This window comes from Pseudarthrobacter defluvii, from assembly GCF_030816725.1.
GTDB classification, from domain to species: domain Bacteria; phylum Actinomycetota; class Actinomycetes; order Actinomycetales; family Micrococcaceae; genus Arthrobacter; species Arthrobacter defluvii_A.
Window position 1 is genome coordinate 3,054,004 of sequence record NZ_JAUSYG010000001.1, and the last position, 22,061, is coordinate 3,076,064.

16 protein-coding genes, 1 pseudogene and 1 riboswitch are annotated in these 22,061 nt (G+C 65.5%); of the genes and pseudogenes, 13 read left to right on the forward strand and 4 right to left on the reverse strand.

All coding sequences use genetic code 11. From position 1 onward, the window contains the following. Nucleotide 1: 1 nt before the first annotated feature. Complete coding sequence (gene glyA / locus QF031_RS14250; RefSeq protein ID WP_307429326.1) at nt 2-1,300, reverse strand: serine hydroxymethyltransferase; 1,299 nt, start codon at nt 1,298-1,300, stop codon at nt 2-4. 143 nt (nt 1,301-1,443) lie between these two features. After that, nucleotides 1,444-1,529, reverse strand: a riboswitch (ZMP/ZTP riboswitch). A gap of 43 nt (nt 1,530-1,572) precedes the next feature. On the opposite strand from glyA, the gene purU reads away from it, so the two are divergent. Together purU and QF031_RS14260 are read left to right on the forward strand one after the other, a co-directional pair. Further along, entirely contained in the window at nt 1,573-2,433 is an 861-nt protein-coding gene (gene purU / locus QF031_RS14255) for a formyltetrahydrofolate deformylase (protein ID WP_307429329.1), read from the forward strand. A 30-nt stretch (nt 2,434-2,463) separates the two neighbouring features. Next, on the forward strand, nt 2,464-2,982 hold the full coding sequence (locus tag QF031_RS14260) for a gamma carbonic anhydrase family protein (RefSeq protein ID WP_307429332.1): 519 nt from the start codon (nt 2,464-2,466) through the stop codon (nt 2,980-2,982). On the opposite strand, the gene QF031_RS14265 is transcribed toward QF031_RS14260, so the two are convergent. Then, on the reverse strand, nt 2,979-4,715 hold the full coding sequence (locus QF031_RS14265) for a flavin monoamine oxidase family protein (RefSeq protein WP_307429335.1): 1,737 nt from the start codon (nt 4,713-4,715) through the stop codon (nt 2,979-2,981). The two genes, QF031_RS14260 and QF031_RS14265, sit on opposite strands and share 4 nt — an antisense overlap. Further along, nucleotides 4,712-6,238, reverse strand: coding sequence for an amino acid permease (locus QF031_RS14270; protein ID WP_370874518.1), 1,527 nt, complete (start codon nt 6,236-6,238; stop codon nt 4,712-4,714). The genes QF031_RS14265 and QF031_RS14270 overlap by 4 nt, the downstream gene beginning before the upstream one ends. A 272-nt stretch (nt 6,239-6,510) precedes the next feature. Here QF031_RS14270 and alr point away from each other — a divergent pair, with 272 nt between their 5' ends. Both alr and QF031_RS14280 read left to right on the forward strand, forming a co-directional pair. Continuing rightward, on the forward strand, nt 6,511-7,578 hold the full coding sequence (alr, locus tag QF031_RS14275) for an alanine racemase (protein WP_307429337.1): 1,068 nt from the start codon (nt 6,511-6,513) through the stop codon (nt 7,576-7,578). Further along, complete coding sequence (locus tag QF031_RS14280) at nt 7,568-9,172, forward strand: PucR family transcriptional regulator (protein WP_307429340.1); 1,605 nt, start codon at nt 7,568-7,570, stop codon at nt 9,170-9,172. The genes alr and QF031_RS14280 overlap by 11 nt, the downstream gene beginning before the upstream one ends. Before the next feature lie 4 nt (nt 9,173-9,176). On the opposite strand, the gene QF031_RS14285 is transcribed toward QF031_RS14280, so the two are convergent. Further along, the gene (locus tag QF031_RS14285; protein ID WP_307429343.1) at nt 9,177-10,016 is read right to left on the reverse strand and encodes a nitrilase-related carbon-nitrogen hydrolase; all 840 of its coding nucleotides are present in this window, start codon (nt 10,014-10,016) and stop codon (nt 9,177-9,179) included. 238 nt (nt 10,017-10,254) lie between these two features. Between QF031_RS14285 and QF031_RS14290 the strand changes: the two genes are divergently transcribed. The 9 genes and pseudogenes from QF031_RS14290 (at nt 10,255) to QF031_RS14330 (ending at nt 21,806) form a co-directional block, all read left to right on the forward strand. Beyond that, nucleotides 10,255-11,445: an ROK family transcriptional regulator gene (locus QF031_RS14290; RefSeq protein WP_307429346.1), complete on the forward strand. Its 1,191-nt coding sequence runs from the start codon at nt 10,255-10,257 to the stop codon at nt 11,443-11,445. Between the two features lie 130 nt (nt 11,446-11,575). Next, nucleotides 11,576-13,133: pseudogene (gene mmsA, locus QF031_RS14295) on the forward strand (multiple monosaccharide ABC transporter ATP-binding protein). Nucleotides 13,134-13,178: 45 nt separating this feature from the next. Beyond that, nucleotides 13,179-14,465, forward strand: coding sequence for a multiple monosaccharide ABC transporter permease (gene mmsB, locus QF031_RS14300; RefSeq protein WP_307429348.1), 1,287 nt, complete (start codon nt 13,179-13,181; stop codon nt 14,463-14,465). Between the two features lie 49 nt (nt 14,466-14,514). Then, nucleotides 14,515-15,612, forward strand: a complete 1,098-nt coding sequence (locus QF031_RS14305; protein ID WP_307429351.1) for a substrate-binding domain-containing protein — start codon at nt 14,515-14,517, stop codon at nt 15,610-15,612. Nucleotides 15,613-15,814: 202 nt separating this feature from the next. Further along, the gene (locus QF031_RS14310) at nt 15,815-17,236 is read left to right on the forward strand and encodes an ABC transporter permease (RefSeq protein WP_307429355.1); all 1,422 of its coding nucleotides are present in this window, start codon (nt 15,815-15,817) and stop codon (nt 17,234-17,236) included. Between the two features lie 2 nt (nt 17,237-17,238). Next, nucleotides 17,239-17,943, forward strand: a complete 705-nt coding sequence (locus QF031_RS14315) for an ABC transporter ATP-binding protein (protein WP_307429359.1) — start codon at nt 17,239-17,241, stop codon at nt 17,941-17,943. 135 nt (nt 17,944-18,078) lie between these two features. Next, the gene (locus tag QF031_RS14320) at nt 18,079-19,149 is read left to right on the forward strand and encodes a Gfo/Idh/MocA family protein (protein ID WP_307429363.1); all 1,071 of its coding nucleotides are present in this window, start codon (nt 18,079-18,081) and stop codon (nt 19,147-19,149) included. A gap of 202 nt (nt 19,150-19,351) precedes the next feature. Continuing rightward, entirely contained in the window at nt 19,352-20,326 is a 975-nt protein-coding gene (locus QF031_RS14325; RefSeq protein WP_307429367.1) for a hypothetical protein, read from the forward strand. A gap of 91 nt (nt 20,327-20,417) precedes the next feature. Continuing rightward, complete coding sequence (locus QF031_RS14330) at nt 20,418-21,806, forward strand: hypothetical protein (RefSeq protein WP_307429370.1); 1,389 nt, start codon at nt 20,418-20,420, stop codon at nt 21,804-21,806. Nucleotides 21,807-22,061 lie beyond the last annotated feature (255 nt).

Here is a 22,061-nt window from a genome sequence, read left to right on the forward strand (position 1 = left end):
GTTACCACTGCTCATGCTGCGGGTAGAGCGGGAAGTCGGCGGCCAGCTTGTCCACCCGTGCCTGCAGGGCCTCGACGTCGGCGCTGTTGCCTGCCTTGAGGGCGGTGGCGATGATTTCGGCGACCTCAGTGAACTCGGTGGCGCCGAAGCCGCGGGTTGCCAGGGCGGGGGTACCGATGCGCAGACCGGAGGTGACCATCGGGGGGCGGGGGTCGAACGGAACGGCGTTGCGGTTGACGGTGATGCCCACGGAGTGCAGGAGGTCCTCGGCCTGCTGGCCGTCCAGCTGCGAGTTGCGCAGGTCAACGAGCACCAGGTGGACGTCCGTGCCGCCGGTGAGGACGGAGACGCCGGCCTCAGCGACATCGGCCTGGTTCAGGCGGTCGGCGATGATCCTGGCGCCTTCCAGGACACGCTCCTGGCGCTCCTTGAATTCCTGGGTGCCGGCGATCTTGAAGGCCACGGCCTTGGCGGCGATGACGTGCATCAGGGGCCCGCCCTGCTGGCCCGGGAAGACGTTGGAGTTCAGCTTCTTGCCGTACTGTTCCTTGGCCAGGATCACACCGGAGCGGGGACCGGCTAGGGTCTTGTGCACCGTGGAGGTGACGACGTCGGAGTGCGGCACCGGGCTCGGGTGCAGGCCTGCAGCCACGAGGCCGGCGAAGTGTGCCATGTCGGTCCAGAGCAGCGCGCCCACCTCATCGGCGATGGAGCGGAAGGCGGCGAAGTCCAGGTGGCGCGGGTACGCGGACCAGCCGGCGATAATGACCTGCGGCTTCTCGGCGATGGCCTGTTCACGGAGCTTGTCCATGTCGATGCGGAAGTTGTCCTCCTCCACCTGGTAGGCAGCCACGTTGTACAGCTTGCCGGAGAAGTTCAGCTTCATACCGTGGGTCAGGTGGCCGCCGTGGGCCAGGGACAGGCCCAGGATCTTGTCGCCGGGGGTGATCATGGCGGAGAGTGCCGCGGCGTTGGCCTGCGCACCGGAGTGCGGCTGCACGTTGGCAAACTCGGCGCCGAACAGTGCCTTGACCCGGTCGATGGCCAGCTGCTCTGCGACGTCGACGTATTCGCAGCCGCCGTAGTAGCGGCGGCCCGGGTAGCCCTCGGCGTACTTGTTGGTGAGGACGGAGCCCTGGGCCTCCATCACCGCACGGGGCGCGAAGTTCTCGGACGCGATCATTTCCAGGGTGCCGCGTTGGCGGCCAAGCTCCTGCTCGAGGACTTTGGCGATTTCGGGGTCGAGCTCAGCCAGCGGCTGGTTGCTGACGGCTGTAGTTGAGGTGGCTGTAGTAGTCACGAAGAACTCCTGGCTAGGGATACGGGCACTGCTTAGGTCAGGCTACCGGCTGGCGAACTTTGGCACCGCGTTGATGACAGGGCGTGAAAGCCCGGCATGGTGCTGCTGCTGACGCGGACAGCACCAATTTCCGGCAGAACATGACCCTCGGCCCAGGCGTACGATCCGTGGTCTTCGTGATTGCCGCTCCCTGGTGGTTAGCCACCCAACGCCAGTTGCGACCATCCCAGCCTACCAAAACAGGCGCCCCGGGCGCGGGTAGGCTGTTACGCGTGAATGAAGAGCAGCTGAACCAAGCGTACGTCGTAACCCTTTCCTGCCCGGACCGACCCGGCATCGTCCACGCGGTGACCGGAGCGCTGCTGGCAACGGGGTGCAACATTACGGATTCGCAGCAGTACGGCAGCCCTTCGACCGGGAACTTCTTCATGCGCGTGGAGGTCACCACGGCCGCCGCGAAGTCGGATTTGCGTGCCGCGCTGGACCCCGTGGCGGAGGCTTTCTCGATGCAGTGGAACCTCAACACTGTCGGTGAGAAGGTCCGCACCCTGGTGATGGCCAGCACCTCGGCCCACTGCCTCAACGACCTGCTCTTCCAGCAGCGCTCCGGCACCCTCCCCATTGAGATCGCCGCCATCGTGTCCAACCACCAGGACCTGGCCGGGCTGGCCGAGTTCTACGGCATCCCCTTCCACTACATCCCGGTGACCAAGGACACTAAGGAGCAGGCGGAGGACAAGCTGCGCGCCCTCATTGCCGGGCATGACATCGAACTGACCGTCCTGGCCCGCTACATGCAGATCCTTTCGGACGAACTGTGCACTGAGCTCACCGGCAAGGCGATCAACATCCACCACTCGTTCCTGCCGTCCTTCAAGGGCGCCAAGCCGTACCACCAGGCGCATGCCCGCGGCGTGAAATTGATCGGCGCCACCGCGCACTACGTGACGGCCGCCCTGGACGAGGGGCCGATCATCGAGCAGGAAGTCATCCGCGTGGACCACGCCCGGACCCCCGAGCAATTTGTGCAGATGGGCCGCGACGTGGAGGGCCGCACCCTGGTCCAGGCCGTGCAGTGGCATGCCGAGCACCGGGTGCTGCTGGACGGCAACCGGACGGTGGTCTTCAACTAGTTGGGTGAGGGGGTGGCTTAGGGTGAACCCATGGCTCCTCTTTACCCTTTCGCCGGCAACTCCCCGGCCGTCCATGAATCAGCGTTCGTAGCGCCGTCGGCCTCGATCATCGGCAACGCCACCCTCGGCCCGGACGCAAGCGCCTTCTACGGTGTGTCCGTGCGCGCCGACACCGCGGCCATCACCGTCGGTGCCGGCAGCAACCTGCAGGACAATGTGGTGCTGCACGCCGACCCCGGCTTCCCCTGCACGGTGGGCGCACGTGTCAGCGTGGGGCACGCCGCCGTCGTGCATGGCTGCACTGTGGAAGACGACTGCCTGATCGGCATGGGCGCCACCGTCCTCAACGGTGCGGTGATCGGCGCCGGCTCACTGGTGGCGGCCGGCGCCGTGGTTCTCGAAGGAACCGTGGTTCCGCCACGCTCACTGGTGGCGGGCGTGCCCGCCAAGGTGCGCCGCGAACTCACGGATGAAGAGTTCGACGGCGTCCGCGCCAATGCGACGCGCTACGTGGAGCTCGCGGCGAAACACCGCGAGCTCCATAGCTAGTCCAGGCTGATCGGGCCGAACTCGTCCAGCAGGTCGCCTGGGCCCGGGTTGCCCGGCGCGGATGACCCGCCCAGGTGCTTCACCACGCCCCACACCGCGTTCAACCCGGTGGTCACGGCGCCTTCGGCCCAGCCGGCGGTGAAGGAGACGTCGTCGCCGGCCAGGAAGATGCCGCGCTGGGATTCGGGCAGTTTGTCCTGCTTGAAGTGCGTGAACAGCCGCTGCTGGTAGCGGTAGTGCCCGGGCAGGTTGGCCTTGAACGCGCCCATGAAGTTGGGGTCCGCCTCCCAGGACACCGTGATGGGCTGGCCAACGATATGCCCGGCTATGTCCACCCCTGGATAGATCTGCTCGAGCGAGTGCAGCATCAGCTCCACGCGTTCGTCCGCATCCAGGGCCAGCCACTTCAGCGCGTCGTCGTTCCAGGTGTAGGACAGCAGGATCACGGCGGGCTTGTCCGGGCCGTTGTCCAGCAGGTATGTGGCCCGGTTCAGCCGGTCCGTCAGCGTCATGGACAGGATCTCATTGCCGGTTTCGGGATCGATGTCCTTCCAGAACGGCCGGTCCACCATGACGAACGTCTTGGAGGACTGCATGTAGTGCGATTTCTCCATGGCGGTCCACAGCTCGGCTGGAAACAGTGCCTCCTCGGTGTGGATGCGGGTGGACAGCAGCCACGACTGGCAGGTGGTGACCACGGCGGGGTAGCTGGCCTCGCGGCCCCAGCGTTCCCGGACCCGCAGGTTGCCGTCCGGGTCCCGGCTGATCCTGCCCACGGCGCCGCGGGGCGAGCCGGAGTGCAGCGAGGCCAGGGAGGTGCCGGCGGGCCAGTGCACCAGGTCCGACGGCTCGTGCTGCCACAGTGCCTCGGGCAGCCGCTGCGCTCCCCCGCAGATGAACCGGTGTTGGTCGTCCGCGTCGGTGTAGACCACGCGCAGGATTTCCAGGATGGAGTTGGGGAAGTCCGTGTCCCAGCCGCCTGTTCCGAACCCCACCTGGCCAAAGGCCTCCCGGTGCGCGAACCCTGCCTTCTTAAAGGAGTCGCTGGCCGCGATGAAGCCGTAGAACGTCTGCTCGTCCATGAGCGGCAGCAGCTCGTTCCACAGTTCCTTGATGCGGGCCATGTCGCGCGCCTTGATGGCATCCTGCATTTCCACGAACTTGGCGCCGTCGTTGACCGCGGCCTTCCAGGCGTCGGCCACCTCGCGGAAGAACGGCGGCAGGTCGCTGGACTTTTCCGCGTAGTGCTTTTTTCCGGCTAGTTCGATCACGGTGCTGGAGGTGGCCTCGGCGAGGGGGTTGGGGAAATCCTGGGTCTGCAGGCCCAGCAGGTCCACGTAGTGGTAGAAGGCCTTGCCCGAGACCGGGAACCGCATGCCGCCCAGGTCCGCCACCACCCCGGGCGCCGCGGGGAAGGCTGCGGTCCGGAGCCGCCCGCCGATCTGGTCCGCTTCATAGACCACGGGCCGGAGCCCGAGTTTCATCAGTTCGTAGGCGGTGACCAGACCGGAGAGACCGGCGCCAATGACGGCCACCTCCGTGCCGTACAGCTCCGGGGGAACCGAGCCCAGGCCGTCCGGGTGGGCCAGGTAGTGGTCGTAGCTGAACGGAAAGTCAGGGTTGAGCATGGTGATGGGTGCTGCCTGCCCGTCAGCACCGCGTCCGGCTGCGGCCGCCGGCGGCGTGGACGTGCTGGAGGGGTCGAAAGCGGGCAGTTCGGTGGCGATGGTCATGAGTGTTCTGCTTTCACAGGTTCCTGGCGCGGGGCCTTGGCGGTCAGTTCACGGTAGTCGAGCTCACTTAGAGCCGCTACCTTGGAGTTCCGGCGTCCATAGCCGAAGTAGATGGCGATTCCCACGAGCATCCAGGCGCCGAAGACCAGCCAGGTATCGGCACCGAGGTTGGCCATGAAGTAGGCGCACATCAGCGTGCCCAGCACGGGGGTCATGGGATAGAGCGGCACCCGGAAGCTTCGCTTCAGGTCGGGGCGGTGGCGGCGCAGGTAGATGACGGCGACGTTGACCAGCGCGAATGCGAACAGGGTGCCGATGCTGGTGGCGTCGGCCAGGGCGCCCAGCGGCACCAGCCCTGCGGTGAGGGCGACGGCGGTGCCCACGATAAGGGTTCCGGCGGCCGGGGTGCCGGTGCGGGGAGAGACGCGCGCGAAGACCGGGGGCACCAGCCCGTCCCGGGACATCGACAACAGGATGCGGGTCTGTCCGTACAGGACGGTGAGCACGATGCTGGCGATGGCAAGCACAGCGCCAACTGAAAAGACCAACGCGATCCAGGGCTGGCCGGTGGTTTCCTCAAGGATCTGGACCAGGGCTGCCTCGGTGCCGTCGAACCAGCCCCAGGGCCGGGCGCCGATGGCTGCGACTGCCACCAGCACGTAGATGCCGGTGACGATCACCATGGACAGCAGGATGGCGCGGGGAAGATCGCGCTTGGGGTTCCTGGCTTCCTCACCGGCGGTGGAGGCGGCATCAAACCCAATGTAGGAGAAGAAAACCCGTGAGGCTGCGGCGGAGACGCCGGCGGCACCCATCGGCAGAAGCGGCTCGAAGTTGCCGGCGTTGAAGGCGGTAAAGGCAACGGCGCAGAAGAACAGCAGGATGCCTACTTTGATGATGACGATGGCGGTGTTGATCCAGGCGCTTTCCCGGGCGCCGCGGACCAGCAGGACCATGGCCAGCACCACGATGGCCACCGCCGGAATGTTCACCAATCCGCCGTCGCCCGGGGGCTGGGACATGGCATCGGGCAGGACCTGCCCGAACGCCGCCAGTGCCTCATTGACGTACTGCCCGGCGCCCACGGCCACTGCCGCGACGGAGACCGCGTATTCGAGAACGAGGCACCAACCGCAGATCCATGCCATGCCCTCGCCCATGGTGGCGTAGGAGTAGGAGTAGCTCGAGCCGGCCACCGGAACCAGCCCCGCCATTTCGGCGTAGGAGACGGCGGAGAGCAGGGCTGCCAGGCCGGCGATGACGAACGAGATCCAGATGGCCGGGCCGGCCAGCGGCACGGATTCACCAAGGATCACCAGGATGCCCGTTCCCAGGGTGGCACCAACGCTGATCATGGTGAGGTGGAGGACGCCGAAGCTGCGCACCAGCCCGGTGCCGCCCCCGCCGCTTCCGGCTTCGCTGATCATCTGGCCGATCGGTTTGCGGCGGAGCAGCTGGGCCCGGAGGCCGGGCCGTCCGCCGCTTGGCGCAATGGTTTTTTCGGTGGTCACAGGCACAGTCACCGTTGACGTCCCTTCAGAGTAGTTTTCGGTTTCCCCTTCCCAAGGTTTGCATGTGAGCCAACTCTCAAGCCGGTGCAAAATGACTTATAGTGATCCACCATGAGACTTAATGCACCCACACAGCACCCCGCTCCGGCCGTGCTGTCCGGGCAGGTCACCGTCGACCTGTCCGCCATATCAGACAACATCCAAGCCCTGAAAAAACGCAGTACGGCGCCCGTCTTCATGGCCGTGGTGAAGGGGAATGCCTACGGGCGCACGGGCTGGTCGAAGTGGCCCGGACCGCCGTCGCGGCAGGTGCAGACTGGCTCGGGACGGCACAGCTCGCCGAAGCCATCACGCTCCGCAGGGCGGGCATCACCGTACCCATCCTCTCCTGGCTCTACCTGGCATCCCAGACCAGTGCAGCCATCGTTGAGGCGCTGGAGAATGACGTGGACCTGTCCCTTGGCAGCGTCTCCCAACTGGAGGTGCTGGAAGGTGCCGCAGAGCGTTTGGGACGTCCCGGCGTCGTACATCTTGAACTGGACAGCGGCCTTAGCCGGGGTGGCGCCCGCATGGAGGACTGGGCCGGGCTGGTTGCCCGGGCACGGCAGGCCGAACTCGCCGGCACCCTCCGCGTCCGCGGTGTCTGGACCCACCTGGCGTGGGCAGATGTGCCCGTTCATCCCGGAAACGCTTCCGCTGTAGCCGAATTCGAGGACGCGGTCCGCGTGGCGACAGACGCCGGACTCGAACCGCAACTCCGGCACGTCTCCAGTTCCGCCAACATCCTTGACCGGCCCGGATTCCATTTCGACATGGTCCGTGCCGGGCTCGCCATCTATGGCCTCGCCCCAGCCGATTACCTTGTTCCCGCCGAGTTCGGACTGCGCCCCGTACTCAGCGTCACGGCTCCCCTGGTCATGATCAAGAAGGTGCCCGCCGGCACCGGAATCAGTTACGAACACCAGGCCATCACCCACGAGCCGCGCTACCTCGGCCTGATCCCGCTTGGGTATGCGGATGGCATTCCCAAAGGCATCAGCGGCCGTCCGGTGGTGAGCGTGGGAGGCCGCCGCGTGCCTGTCATCGGCAAGGTGTGCATGGACCAGTTCATGGTGGACCTGGGGCCGGATCCTGCCGGCATCGAGGTGGGTGATGCCGCGGTGCTGTTTGGCGACCCCGCGGCCGGTGCCGCCAGCGCCGATGACTGGGGTGCCGCCATTGGCAGCCACGGGGACGAGATCATCAACAGGATCGCTCCGCGCCTGCCGCGCTCCTATGCCGCCGCGGGCGCCGGCCACAGGTGCCCCGACTACCAGGAGCGGATTCCCGCCGGTGCCGGCCATGCCGGCTGAGTCCGCCGCCGGCAGGCTCAGCTTTGTCACCCTCCAGCAGTTCCTTGACCAGCTGCCGCCGTTGCTGAAGGTACTTCACGACGGCGGCAGCGGCGGCCAGCTGCTGCGGTGGGTGGAGCCCAGCGAACTGGAGGACCCCACGCCCTACCTTCCCGAGGGCGAATTCCTGCTCACCGCCGGCCTGCCCTTCCTCGGAGACGGCGGTTCGCCCGCCAACGTGGACGCCTATGTCCGGCGGCTGGTCAAGGCAAAAGTCGCGGCCCTTGGCTTCGGGATCAGGCCCTACTTCGACGCTGTTCCGGACGTGGTGGTGGACGCGTGCCGGCGGCACAACCTCACCTTGTTCGAAGTGCCCGAGTCACTTCCGTTTGCTGCGATTGGCCTCGAGTTCTCGCAGCTCCTGGAGACCGACAACGCCCGGGTTTTCCGGCAGCTGGCAGAGGCCAACCGGCAGCTCATGCGTGCCGTCCTCTCCCCCAAACCGGAGCACGAACTCCTGGCGGCGTTGGTCCAGCGTGTCCCCGTGTGGGCGGTCATGGTGGGTGCCGACGGCAGGGTCCGGGCCCGCGGCACCAGTGCCGGCGGCAGCACCGCCGTCGACCTTTCCCTGTTGGAACCGATGCTGGAACGGCTGCTGTCCGGCCGCGGCCCCCGGGTGGAAATGGACGGCTTCGACCAGCCGGGCTCAGCGCTGGTGGTGGGCCACCCGCTGCGCAGCACCAAGGACGCCAACCTGGGCGCGTTGATCCTCGGTTCCGACGTGCCCCTGACGCCAGCGCAGAACAACGTGGTCCAGTCCGCCGTCGGACTGCTCGAACTGCTGGTGCGGCAGCGCACCAGCGGATCGCTGGCTCCCAGCCAGCTGGCCACCGCCGTCCTGCTGCACCCGGAAAGCCTCACCACGGGCAGCACCAGGCATCTCAACGGGCTAAAGGACCTGCTGGCGCAAAGCGTGTCCTCCACGCGGTCAGCACCCGTGCGGGTGGTACAGGGCATCAAGGCGGAAACACCCGAGTGGCCGGCCGGCGACAGTCCCGTGCGGGAACTCCTGCAGTGGCGGCGCATGTTCGACACCAAACTGGTGGAAATCACCGACTACGGATTCGCTGCCGTGACCAGGCTCAAGGTGGACGATGCACTGCTTGCCGACGTGGAGAAGCTCGGGTGGCGCCTGGTGATCGGCGAACCCAGCGAGTTGACCGGCCTTCCGGCCGCCTACCAGCGCGCCACCTCCCTGCGCAGCCAGGTCCGGAGAAGTGGAAACAGCGTCCGGGCGGACGAAGTGTCCTGGTCCGTTACCGGGCTGCTGGGCCGCGAGGCAGGGACGCTGCTGGCCGAACGGCTGTTGGGGCCGGTCCTGGCCCTTGACCCGGACCGCCGGGATCCTCTGCTGGCCGTCCTCCGCGGCTGGCTCAGCGAAAACGGCAGCTGGGATGGTTCCGCCAAACTGCTGGGGCTGCACCGGAACAGCGTGCGGCGCCAGATCGGCGTCCTGGGTGAGCTGCTGCAGGTGGACCTCAACCAGGCCCAGGTGCGGGCCGAACTGTGGATTGCGCTGCAGTATGTGGACGGGTTGACGACCGGACCCGGGTGACCGGCTACGCCCCGTCCCCGGGCAGCTGTGACTCCCATTCCCTGTACAGCTCCGGCCGGCGCTCCCGCAGGTACGGCACCGCCTCCCGGGCCTCGATGACTGCTTCCGTGCCAACCTGGGCGAACAACAGTTCGGGGCCGTCACCTGCCGCGGCGAGCAGCGCGCCGTCGGGTCCCGCCACCACGCTCCCGCCACCGAAGATGTACGCGTCTTCTTGTCCGCAATGGTTCGCATAGGCCACGTTCAACTGGCTTTCCAGCGCCCGGGCGCGGATCAGCACCTGCGGCACCGCATCAAAACCGGCGGACAACGCTGTGGGCACCAGGAGCAGTTCGGCGCCCCGGGCGGCGGCTGCCCGGGCGGCCTCGGGAAATTCAATGTCGTAGCAGATCAGCAGCGAGGTCCTCACGCCTTTGAAGGGGACGACGGCGGGAGGTTCAGCGGCTGCCACGAAAGCCTTGCGTTCCTCCCCGCCAAAGAGGTGCACCTTGGCGTAGGTCAGGAGTTCGGCGCCGGTGGCGTCGACCAGCGTCGCCGCAATGTGCCAGCCGGCGCCCTGCGTGAAGACCCCCGTCCCGCTGTCTGCGACGGAGGGCAGGCTGTAGACCAGGGCAATCCCGTTCCGGCGGGCAATGTCCGCCAACTGCCCGCGGATGACGGGAAGGTTTGCCGGATCCAGTTCGCCGCGCAACCTCAGCGGGGCGTAGCCCACCGGGAAAAGCTCAGGGGTGAGCAGCAGGTCCGCACCGGCCTGCGCAGCCCGGCGTGCGGCACGGTCCACGGTCAGCAGATTGGCCTCGACGTCCAGGACTGCGGCATTGGCCTGCAGGACTGAAAGCAGCATCGTTACCACCTTTTTCTGCCCCTCCACACGGAACGGCGGTGCCTGAATGTTCTCGCCTTCCAGCCTAGACAGCTCCTGCGTTGGGACGGCGGGTCGTTTGGACCCGCAGGGTGTGCCTGCGGGACGGAATGCACGGGACCGCAGCCGAAGCCTTCCGTGGTGGCTCATTCAGACTCCGACTCGGCGTCATGCGTTAACTTCTTGACTACAAGAGCGGCGATAGGGCAATGTTCTTAGCATGTCCGCAACCCCGCGCTCAACGAAGAGCAAGCCCAAGAATCCAGGGTCCCAGTCCGCGCTGCGGCAGCTGAACCAGCAGCGGATTATCGAGACCCTCATGGGCGGCCCCTCCACGCAGGCGGAGCTCGCCCGGCATACCGGGCTGTCCACGGCCACCGTCTCCAACATCGTCAAAATCATGCTCGACTCCGGCCTGGCGTCCACCGAACCGATCACCAGTTCCGGCCGGCGGGCCCTGAACGTACGGCTGAACAGCAACGGCGCCGTCGCTGTCGGAATCGACTTCGGCCGGCGCCACCTGAGGGTGGTCCTGGCCTCGCTCAGCTACCACGTCATAGCCGAGGAATCGGTCATGCTCCCGCTGGGCCACCAGGCGGACGACGGCATCCAGGCGGCGGTGGCCCTGCTGGAGAAACTGCTGCATGACAGCGGCGTGGAACGCTCCTCTGTAGTGGGGGCCGGCGTTGGTATCCCGGGCCCCATCGACCGGCGGACCGGGACCGTGGCCCAAGGCGCCATCCTTCCCGAATGGGTGGGCATCAACATCCTGCAGCATCTTGAGGAAACCTTGAGAATCCCCGTGTTTGTTGACAACGACGCCAACTTGGGCGCCTGGTCCGAGGTGACCTGGGGGCAGCATTCGGGGGTCAGCAATTTGATGTTCATGAAGATCGGATCGGGCATCGGAGCGGGCCTGATCCTCAACGGTGCCCCGTACTACGGCAACGTCGGGATCACCGGCGAGATCGGCCATGCCACCATCCATGAGCAGGGCCTGGTATGCCGCTGCGGCAACCGCGGCTGTCTGGAAACCATTGCCTCCACCACCACCATGATCGAACTCCTCAGCCGCGGCGAGGACCCCCCGTCGACGCCCGCTGACATTGTCCGCAAGGCCCTGAACCGGGACTCCGCCACCCTGCGCGTGGTGGACGATGCGGGCCTTGCGGTGGGCAGGGCGCTGGGGAATGTCGCCAACCTGATCAACCCTGAAGTCATCGTGGTGGGCGGTCCGCTGGCGGGCCTTGGGGACATCCTGCTCGACCCCATCCGGAGGGGCCTTGTCCGGCACGCCGTGCCGGTGATCGGCGAGACCACCACCCTCACAATGTCCTCCCTCGGGGACCGCGCGGAAGCTCTCGGGGCGGCTGCCCTGGTCTTCCAGCAGGCCGGAATCCGGAAGTCATAGCCATTTCGTTATCCGGCAATTGCGTTAAAGACTTGACGACAATAGCTGTGATCCAGTTTACTTTTGGTTCAGACGGCCCTGCGCTTTGCCGGCCGGACAAAGAAGTCATTGCATTGGAGGGTTAGGGTTCATGACGTCCCAGACCACGCATACGGATCCGGTCATCCTCGAGATGCGGTCCATCACCAAGGAATTTCCCGGCGTTAAAGCCTTGTCGAACGTGAGCCTCCGGGTGAAGGCCGGCGAGATCCACGCCATCTGCGGCGAAAACGGAGCCGGCAAGTCCACACTCATGAAGGTCCTGTCGGGTGTGTACCCGTACGGAAGCTACGACGGCGACATCGTCTACCAGGGGCAGGTGCAGCAGTTCCGGGACATCAGGGCCAGCGAACACGCCGGCATCGTGATCATCCACCAGGAACTGGCGCTGATCCCCGAGTTGTCCATCATGGAAAACATCTTCCTGGGCAACGAGCCCACAAAGCGGGGCGTCATCAACTGGGCCGAAGCCCGCCTGCGGTCCCTGGACCTCCTGGCGCGCGTGGGTCTGCGGGAGGACCCCGACACCCCCGTCAAGGAGATCGGCGTCGGAAAGCAGCAACTGGTGGAGATCGCCAAGGCGCTGAACAAGTCCGTGAAGATCCTCATCCTCGACGAGCCCACGGCCGCGCTGAACGAATCAGACTCACAGCACCTGCTGGACCTGATGCTGGGCCTGAAGGCCAAGGGCATCACGTCGATCATCATCTCCCACAAGCTCAACGAGATTGAGCAGATCGCAGATTCCATCACCATCATCCGGGACGGCAAATCCATCGAGACGCTGGACGTCAAAAAGGACGGCGTGGACGAGGACCGGATCATCAAGGGCATGGTGGGCCGCACCCTGGAGTCCCGCTTCCCGGACCACACGCCCAAAATCGGCGAGGTCTTCTTCGAGGTCAAGGACTGGACGGTGGGCCACCCGGCCGTCCAGGACCGCCTTGTATGCAAGGGTTCCAACTTCTTTGTCCGCCGCGGCGAGATCGTGGGGTTTGCCGGCCTCATGGGCGGCAGGGCGAACCGAACTGGCCCGCTCGGTCTTCGGCCGCTCCTACGGCCGTTTCATTAACGGCCACATCTACAAGGACGGCAAGGAATTGGTCCTCAAGAACGTCCGCCAGGCCATCGACGCCGGGCTGGGCTACGTCACCGAGGACCGCAAATCCCTGGGCCTGAACCTGCTCGATGACATCAAGACCACCACCGTGGCGGCGAATCTGAGAAAAGTCAGCCACAACTACGTGGTGGACGCCAACCAGGAATTCACGGTGGCGGAGGAGTACCGCAAATCCCTGCGCACCAAGACGCCCTCGGTGGAGGAAGGCGTGGCCAAGCTGTCCGGCGGCAACCAGCAAAAGGTTGTGTTGGCCAAGTGGATGTTCACCGACCCCGATTTGTTGATCCTGGACGAGCCCACGCGGGGCATCGACGTCGGGGCCAAGTACGAGATCTACGGCATCATCCAGCAGCTGGCCAACCAAGGCAAGGGAGTGATCGTCATCTCCTCGGAGCTCCCCGAACTCCTGGGCCTGTCCGACCGTATTTACACCATTTTCGAAGGTGCCATCACCGGCGTCCTGAACAAAGACGAGGCCACTCAGGAAAGCCTGATGAAGCTGATGACCTCCGCCCGCAAAGCCGCCTGACCCTCTGGCCCATTCCAGAACCTTCCTGACACAAGGACTGAAACCATGAACGCCCTCAAGAAGCTTTTTGGCGGCAATACACGCCAATTCGGCATGATCTTTGCCCTGGTGGCACTGATCATCTTCTTCCAGATCACCACCGAAGGCCGGACGCTTACCTCCGGCAACGTCATTAACCTCTTCAACGGCAACTCCTACATCCTCATTCTGGCCATCGGCATGGTGCTGGTGATCATTGCAGGACACATCGACCTTTCCGTCGGCTCCGTCGCCGCCTTCGTCGGCGTCACAGTGGCCCTGGCCATCCGCGACTGGGGCATCCCCTGGTACGCCGGGGTCCTCCTTGGCCTGCTCCTGGGCGCCCTGATCGGCGCCTGGCAAGGCTGGTGGACAGCGTACGTCGGAATCCCTGCGTTCATCGTGACGCTGGCCGGCATGCTCCTCTTCCGCGGCTTCAACCAGTTCGTTGGCAAGTCCAACACCATCCCGGTTCCCTCCGACTTCCAGTACCTGGGCTCCGGTTACCTGCCCGAGGTAGGTCCGGACCTGGGTTACAACAACCTGACCCTGCTGCTGGGCCTTGCCGCTGCTGTGTACGTGGTGGTCAATGAACTGCGGTCCCGCGCCCGGGCCAAAGCACTCGGTGCCGAAGTTCCTGAAATGTGGGTCACCGTCCTGAAGCTGGTCCTCGTCTGCGCAGCCATTCTCTACGCCACGTATCTGTTCGCCACGGGCCGTCCGGGCACCTCCTTCCCCATCCCCGGACTCATCCTGGCCGTCCTTGTCCTGATCTACGGCTTCATCTCCTCCCGCACCATCATCGGCCGCCACGTCTACGCAGTGGGTGGCAACCGCCATGCAGCAGAGCTGTCCGGCGTCCAGTCCAAGAAGGTCAACTTCCTGGTGATGATGAACATGTCCATCCTGGCCGGCCTGGCCGGCATGATCTTCGTGGGCCGGTCCACCGCATCGGGTCCGTTCGACGGCGTCGGCTGGGAACTGGACGCCATCGCCGCAGTCTTCATCGGCGGCGCCGCAGTCACCGGCGGCGTGGGCACGGTGATTGGGTCCATCATCGGCGGCCTGGTCATGGCAGTCCTGAACAATGGCCTCCAACTCCTCGGCGTTGGTGCGGACTTGACGCAGATCATCAAGGGCCTGGTGCTCCTGATCGCCGTCGCCTTCGACGTCTACAACAAATCCCAGGGCAAGACGTCGATCATCGGCATGTTGACCCGGAACTTCAACCGCCCCTCCGGCGGTGGCCCGAGCAACCCGCTCCAGCCCGACGAAACCACCTCAACCAAGGAAGCGATCGCCAGGGAAGCCTGAGGTTTGCAGCCTGAATACTGTTCCATCACACAAAGAGAGAGAACCAACAATGCGAATTATTGGTAAAGCAGGAAAGGCCGCAGCGGTTGCTGCCATCGCAGCACTGGCGCTGACGGGCTGCGGCCGCTCGGAAACCCCCTCGGGCGGAGCCAGCGGAGGAGCTGGAGGATTCGAGCAGAACTCCTCCATCGGCGTCGCACTTCCCCAGAAGACCAGTGAGAACTGGGTCCTGGCCGAGAAGCTCTTCAACGACGGCCTCAACGGTGCCGGGTTCAAGGCTGACGTCCAGTTCGCCAACGGCGGCGTCTCCGAACAGCAGAACCAGATCAGCGCCATGGTCACCAAGGGTGCCAAGGTCATTATCGTCGGCGCCATCGACGGTTCCCAGTTGGGCACCCAGCTCAAGCAGGCCAAGGACAGCGGCGCCACCATCATCGCCTATGACCGCCTGCTGCTGAACACCGAGAACGTGGACTACTACGTGGCCTACGACAACTTCAAGGTCGGTGTCCTCCAGGGCCAGGCCCTGCTGGACGGCATGAAGGCCAAGAAGCCGACCGGCCCCTACAACATCGAACTGTTTGCCGGCTCCCCTGACGACGCCAACGCCAAGGTGTTCTTCGACGGCGCCATGAGCGTCCTGAAGCCCAAGATCGACGACGGCACCCTCAAGGTCCTCTCCGGCCAGACCGGCTTCGAGCAGGCTGTGACCCAGGGTTGGAAGGCAGAGAACGCCCAGCGCCGTGCTGACACCCTGCTCACGGGCAGCTACGGCAGCGCAAGCCTGGACGGCGTGCTCTCCCCCAACGACACCCTGGCCCGCGCCGTCCTGACCTCGGTCAAGGCAGCCGGCAAGCCGATTCCGGTCATCACCGGCCAGGACTCCGAGGTTGAGTCCGTCAAGTCCATCCTCGCCGGCGAGCAGTACTCCACCATCAACAAGGACACCCGCAAGCTCGTTGAGCACGCGATCACGATGGTCAAGGACCTCCAGGCAGGCAAGAAGCCGGAGATCAACGATGACAAGTCCTACAACAACAAGGTCAAGACCGTCCCGGCATACCTGCTGGAACCGGTCATCGTGACCGCCGCCAACGTGAAGACGGCTTACAAGGACGATCCCGTCCTCGGCCCGATCACCAAGTAACACCTCGATCACTCCGCCGGAACCTTCCGGCGCCAAGAGAGCCCGGTCCCTGTTGGGACCGGGCTCTCCTGCACTCTCCCCGCTTCGGCGGCACCGACCTCACAGCCCAGACACAGCTTCGGCCGGATACCTGCACAGGATGCCCGGCGAGGGTTGATGCGAAGCCGGCCTTCCGCGCCGGCACCTGAGTCATAGGAGTAACGTGAGCGTCCTTGCCCGGAGTGTAGGCAACGCCTTCAGAAACAAAGTCAGGACCGCAGCCGTCGTTGTAGTGCTGGCCGTTGCGATCGGACTGGCGCTTGCCATGCTGGTGGCCAACCAGGCCGTCGGAGCGAAAGTCCAGGAACTTAACGCGTCCGTCGGAACCGTCCTGACCGTGAACCCGGCCGGAGGCCAGGGCTTTGAAGGCGGCGGCGAGCCCCTTACGGCCCACCAGGCAGCCACGGCTGCCGGCGTTCCCAACGTCAGCACCGTCGTCGGGACGTCCTCCCTGCGGCTGCGGAACGCCACCGCGGCCGCAGCGCAGGCGGGACAAACTGCCCAGGCCGGTCCGGGCGGGCAGGGCGGTCCCGGTGGCCAGGCAGCAGCCACGCTGACCACCAGCCTGACGGCGGCTGTCGACGCAGGTACGCTGGGCAACCGCAACCAGCAGGCCAACGGAGCGACGGGGTCCGCCGGAACCACCCAGCAGCCAGTCCGGTCGCTGCCTATCACCGCCACCGGCATCGGCGCCGAAGTGGACACCGCAGGCAAAGCACTGAACATCACCCAGGGTTCCGGGCTCGGCGACTACTCGGCAGCATCCACCGGCGCCCTGCTGGGGACCAGCCTGGCAGAAAAGAACAACCTCACGGTCGGGTCAACCTTCACCATCAATGACCAGACCTACACAGTGTCCGGTTTGTTCGACGCCGGCACCGCCTTCGGCAACAACGCCGTGTATCTGACCCTCCCCACCGCCCAGACCCTGGCGGATACGCCGGGTGAACTCTCCAGCATGATCGTCACGGTCAACTCCATGGACAACGTCGGCTCAACCAAGACCGCACTCCAGTCCGCCCTGGGCACCGACAAAGCCGACGTCACCCAGGGCCAGAACCTGCAGACCGCCGTCAGCTCCCTGGACAGCGTCAAGAACATCTCGTTTATCGCCTTCATCGCCGCGCTGGGCACCGCTGGCCTGATCATCCTGCTCATCATGGTCATGCTGGTCCGCGAGCGCCGCCGCGAAATCGGCGTGCTGAAAGCCATCGGGGCACCCAACCGCACCATCGGGCTGCAGTTCGTCCTCGAAGCCCTGGTCCTGGCCGCCCTGGGCAGTGCAGTGGGCGCAGCCATCGCGTCCTTCGCCAGCGGCGGGATCGCCTCGGCCCTGATCAGCAGCAACACCACCACCACCGCTGCCGCCACTGGCCGCGGCCCGGCTGGGGGCGGCTTCCCGGGCGGCCAGGGCGGACCGTTCGGCGGCGCGTCCCAGCTGCTGAACTCCGTCACGGCGAGCGCCTCCCCCGGCGTTATTGCCGGAGGCATTGCCGCCGTGTTCGGCGTGGCCATCATCGGCGCCCTGGTTCCCGCGCTGCTGACCGCACGCATCCGTCCCATCGAAGTCCTGCGAGGAGAATAGCCATGATTGAAGTCAACAACCTGGTCCGCACCTTCAACTCCGGTGACCGCACCATCAAACCAGTAAATGATGTCAGCTTCGTCCTGGAGCAAGGCACCCTGGCCTCGATCGTGGGCAAGAGCGGCAGCGGAAAGAGCACCCTGTTGTCCCTCCTGGGTGCGCTGGATAAGCCCACCAGCGGAGACGTCGTCGTCAACGGCGTGAGCCTGGCAAGCCTGCCGGACAGCAAGCTGACCGAGTACCGGCGCCGGGACATCGGCTTCGTGTTCCAGCAGTTCAACCTGATTCCCAACCTGTCCGCCGTGGACAACGTGATGCTCCCCACGGAGTTTGCGGGGGTCCGGAAGGCCGCCAGGCTGCAGCGCGCCAAGGAACTGCTGGAACAGGTCCAGCTGGATCCGTCCAAGCAGGAACGGCGCATCAACAGGCTTTCGGGCGGCGAGCAGCAACGCGTGGCCATCGCCCGGGCCCTGGCCAACGAACCCAAGCTCATCCTTGCCGATGAACCCACGGGCAACCTGGACGAGCAGACCGGCGACCACATCATCGAGCTCCTCAGCTCGCTGAGCCGCGACCATAACACCACCATCCTGGTGGTCACCCACGACAGGGTCCTCGCCAACAAGACGGACCGCCGCTTCCGGCTGCAGCAGGGCAAGCTGACGGAAGAGCCGGTCCGGGAGCGGGCAGTGGCGGCCACCGGCTGACGGGGGCTAATACCCAAATGGGGACAGGAAAGGGCGCCAGGGTGGCAGGTTGTCCACCTTGGCGCTTTTTGTGCTTCCGCCACCCGCACAAGCAGTTCCCCGGGCCGCCCGTTTCGCTGTGACAGGATTGCAGCTATGACTGCTCCCATCGCAACGCCGTGGCTTTCCAGCCAGCCCAACCAGGATCCGCGCCCGGCAACCGGGGCTCCCCTGCGCTGGGGAATCATTGCAACCGGGAGCATCGCCCGCTCCGTCTCGCAGGATCTCGCGCTGCTCGAAGACGCCGAACTGTATGCGGTCAGTTCCAGGGCCCAGGACACCGCTGATGCGTTCGCCGTGGCTTATGACTTCGCAAAGGCGTACGGGGACGACGGCGGTGTGCCCGGCCACCAGCGGCTGCTCGCTGATGACGCCGTGGACGTTGTCTACGTTGCCACCCCGCACGCACAGCACCACGAAATGGTCCTCGCCGCCCTTAACGCCGGCAAGCATGTGCTCTGCGAGAAGGCCTTCACGATCAACGCTCGGGAGGCGGCTGAGCTTATCGACGTGGCGCGCAGCCGGAAGCTCTTCCTGATGGAGGCAGTCTGGAGCCGGTTCCTGCCCTCCATGCAACGCGCTTTCGAGATCGCCACTTCCGGGGAACTGGGCGATATCCACTGGATCACGGCAGACCTCGGCTTCCCGGCGCCATACTCCCCCACCGCTAGGCTGTGGGCCCGGAAAGACGGCGGCGGTGCCCTGCTGGACTTGTCCGTCTACCCGCTCCTGTGGGCGCTCGGCACCCTCGGCTTTCCGCAGACTGTGAGCGCCACGGGTGTGGTCAATGACGACGGTGTCGATGCACAGAATGCCATGACGCTCGGCTACGACAATGCTGCCCAGGTCCAGCTCACGTCATCGCTGCTGGCCCACGGTCCGCGCACGGCCACGGTGGCGGGAAGTCTCGGCTTCCTGCAGAGCGTGGGTTCCATCAACAACCCGCTTGAACTAGTCATTTCCAAGGGGTGGGAGGACCGGCGGACAGAAACCTTCGACGTTGTGGGCAAGGGTTACGCCTACGAACTGCGCGAGGTGATGCGCTGCATCCAGCAGGGATTGACCGAAAGCCCGGTGATGCCTCTGGAAGACACGTTGAATACCATGCGGCTTTTCGATGGTGTCCGGGCCCAGCTTGGCGTGACGTACCCCAATGACAGGCATTAGCGGCTTTCGGGCTCACGACGTCGGTTTGGCACCTTGCGGTGCCAGGTTCAGTGACGTGGCGGGTTGTCTTAGCAGTTGACGCTTTTCGCAAGCCCTCCCGGTATTTGTAAAATCCCTTGCGAAGATACTGGACTTTCGGTGATAAGCAGTCTTACTATTTAGGCGGCATCGATTGCACCGGTCACTGGGGGGGGTGGTTCGCATGGCTCGTCTGAGCTCGCCATGGCGTGCCCTGCGCCCGGCGCTGATTGCCGGGGCCGCCGCAGTGACCTGGCTGTCGCTTTCGTCCACCGCTGCATCTGCGGACACAGGACCTGACGCATCTTCCCTCCTTGGCGGCGTTACCAGTTCGGTCTCGTCCTTGACCCATGAACTTGCGGACGCAGTTTCGCCGGCTCCTGCGGGTTCCCCCTCCGGACCCGCGGTACAGTCAGGGCTGTTGCAGCCCGTGGTGTCCCCGGTTTCCGGGCCGGCGGACAACCTCATCGCATCTGTTCCATTGGTGGACCAGGTGGTTCCGGCAGGAACTGTGTCCTCGGTTTCCACTCCCCTTACTGAGGTTGCCGACGGTGTGGCGGCCGGCGTCGTGCAGGTTGTCGTAGACCCTGCAGCCGAGGCTGTTCCCGTACTCGAACCGGTACTTCAACCCGTTTCCGATCTTCTAACCGGCGCCGCTCCGCTGCCCCTTCCGCTTCCCGGGCAGTCAGTCGAGGCGGTGCAGGTTGAAGTTCCGGCGGCCGAAACTCCTGCTCCTGCAGACGCCCGGGCTTCCGCGGCGGCAGCAACGGCCGAGGACCAGCAGTCGCCAACCGAAACGGCACAGGCTGCTGCGGAATTGGCCAGCACGCCGCCAGCCGCCAGCAGCGCACATCTGGACAGCCGAAGTGCTGCTGGTCACGCTGGCACCTGGGTCCTGCAGTCAGACGTGTCCGCGCTTATTGACCCTGCTGCAGATCTGCCTCTTCCCGCTGATCCGGAGTCGCTGCCTGCCCAGGTTCCTGCGGTTCCGGGGTCCGGCACGGGAAGCAGTGGATCATCTGGCGGCCCGTCCGGCGCCGCTGCCTGGCTTAGCCCCTTTGACTTTGATTTCGATCGTCCCTGCGCTGATCTTCCCGGGGACGTCTCCGAGCATGCCCCTGCGCCGGTGTCATTCGACCCCGGTTCTTCTCCTGACTAGTTGAGGCCCTCTGCCCGATCACGGGCAGCACGCGGCTTTGCGGGCAGCTGTCCAGCGCCCGGACAATCTCAACCTTTCAGGAGTAACCACCATGAACTGCACCCTTCGCAGGGGGCTGCTTAGCACCCTCTTTGCCGGCGGCCTTCTTGCCTTCGGCTGCGCTGCTGCAAACGCAGCGGACACCACCACCAGCGGGACGGACCTTTCCGCTTCCGCCCTCATCTCGGCGGCGGCACCAGCTGGCTCGACGTCGTTGGGCCCGCTGGGGGACCCAACGCCGGCCGGTTCAACTGGTGCCGCCGCCGCAGTGGACGTTAATGCCACCCTCGGCGGGATCACCGATCCCGTCACCGGCACCACAGACGGCACCACGGCAAACCTCCTCGCCGTCGACGCCAACGTCGACCTCGGACTCGGAGGCATCACCAACGATCCCGCCACCACCGGCACCACAGACGGCACCACGGCAAACCTCCTCGCCGTCGACGCCAACGTCGACCTCGGATTCGGAGGCATCACCAATGATCCCGCCACCGGAACTACAGACGGCACCACGGCCGACATCGCCGTCGATGCAGCAGTAGCCCTTGGATTGGGCACCGTCACTGATCCAACAACCGCCGACGTCGCAGCGGCAGCGGACGTCAACCTCGGACTCGGAGGCATCAACGATCCCGCCACCGGAACTACAGACGGCACCACGGCCGACATCGCCGTCGATGCAGCAGTAGCCCTTGGATTGGGCACCGTCACTGATCCAACAACCGCCGACGTCGCAGCGGCGGCGGACGTCAACCTGGGTCTCGGCGGCATCACCGATCCCGTCACCGGAACTACGGACGGCACCACAGCAGATATCGCCGTCGATGCAGCAGTAGCCCTTGGATTGGGCACGGTTACAGATTCCACAACCGCCGACGTTGCGGCAGCACTGGACGTCAGCCTGGGCCTCGGCGGCATCACCGATCCCGTCACCGGCACCACGGACGGCACCACCACGGACCTCGCGATTGACGCCGTCGTGGACCTGGGCATCGGGCTCGGCGCTGACAGCAGCACGGGTACCCCGGGAACGGATACCCCCGGCACGTCTGACCCGGGTACCAGCAACCCGGGCGACGGAACCACCGGAGACACCGGCACCCTCGATCCGGGCAACCCTGGCCCCGGCACCAGCGTCCCGGGCTCGGACAACCCGGCCGGCAACGGCGGCAGCACCACCGTCGGTGACTCCACGGGCATGAACGGCGGCACCGGCAGCGTCTCGGCAGCACCGGCCGGCTCCACCGCAGTCAGCGGAGCCATCGCCACTGTTACTGTTCCGCGCAGCACCCCGGCCAACGGCAATTCTGGCCTTGCCAACACGGGTGGTGCCCGCACCGGCCTTGCCAACACGGGCTGGGACGGAACCCTGTTTCCCCTGGCGCTGTTGCTCCTGGCCGGCGGACTCCTGATGCTCCGCAAGCGCAAGGTGTCGTAGAGCCTTTCACAGACAGCAGGAAACCGCCCGCACCAAGCGCCTGAAGCGGCAGCACCCAGCGGGCTGACGGAAGGAGGGCAACAGCACCGAAACGAAAGAACAGTACAAAACATGTCTTCAGCACACATGTCCTTGTAGCCAATGGTCCGGCGGCGGAAGCGTTTGAAATCGCCGCCGGGCCGTCGGCGTGTCGCGAGGTGAACGCCTAGGTCAATCATGAGTTCCGCCGCACCGCCCGTATAATTTGAGGTACGA

Coding starts and splice junctions, on each gene's coding strand:
- QF031_RS14260 (WP_307429332.1), top strand. CDS start 2,464: ATGGCTCCTCTTTACCCTTTCGCCGGCAACTCCCCGGCCGTCCATGAA.
- QF031_RS14265 (WP_307429335.1), bottom strand. CDS start 4,715: ATGACCATCGCCACCGAACTGCCCGCTTTCGACCCCTCCAGCACGTCC.
- QF031_RS14280 (WP_307429340.1), top strand. CDS start 7,568: ATGCCGGCTGAGTCCGCCGCCGGCAGGCTCAGCTTTGTCACCCTCCAG.
- QF031_RS14285 (WP_307429343.1), bottom strand. CDS start 10,016: ATGCTGCTTTCAGTCCTGCAGGCCAATGCCGCAGTCCTGGACGTCGAG.
- QF031_RS14290 (WP_307429346.1), top strand. CDS start 10,255: ATGTCCGCAACCCCGCGCTCAACGAAGAGCAAGCCCAAGAATCCAGGG.
- mmsB (WP_307429348.1), top strand. CDS start 13,179: ATGAACGCCCTCAAGAAGCTTTTTGGCGGCAATACACGCCAATTCGGC.
- QF031_RS14305 (WP_307429351.1), top strand. CDS start 14,515: ATGCGAATTATTGGTAAAGCAGGAAAGGCCGCAGCGGTTGCTGCCATC.
- QF031_RS14315 (WP_307429359.1), top strand. CDS start 17,239: ATGATTGAAGTCAACAACCTGGTCCGCACCTTCAACTCCGGTGACCGC.
- QF031_RS14320 (WP_307429363.1), top strand. CDS start 18,079: ATGACTGCTCCCATCGCAACGCCGTGGCTTTCCAGCCAGCCCAACCAG.
- QF031_RS14325 (WP_307429367.1), top strand. CDS start 19,352: ATGGCTCGTCTGAGCTCGCCATGGCGTGCCCTGCGCCCGGCGCTGATT.
- QF031_RS14330 (WP_307429370.1), top strand. CDS start 20,418: ATGAACTGCACCCTTCGCAGGGGGCTGCTTAGCACCCTCTTTGCCGGC.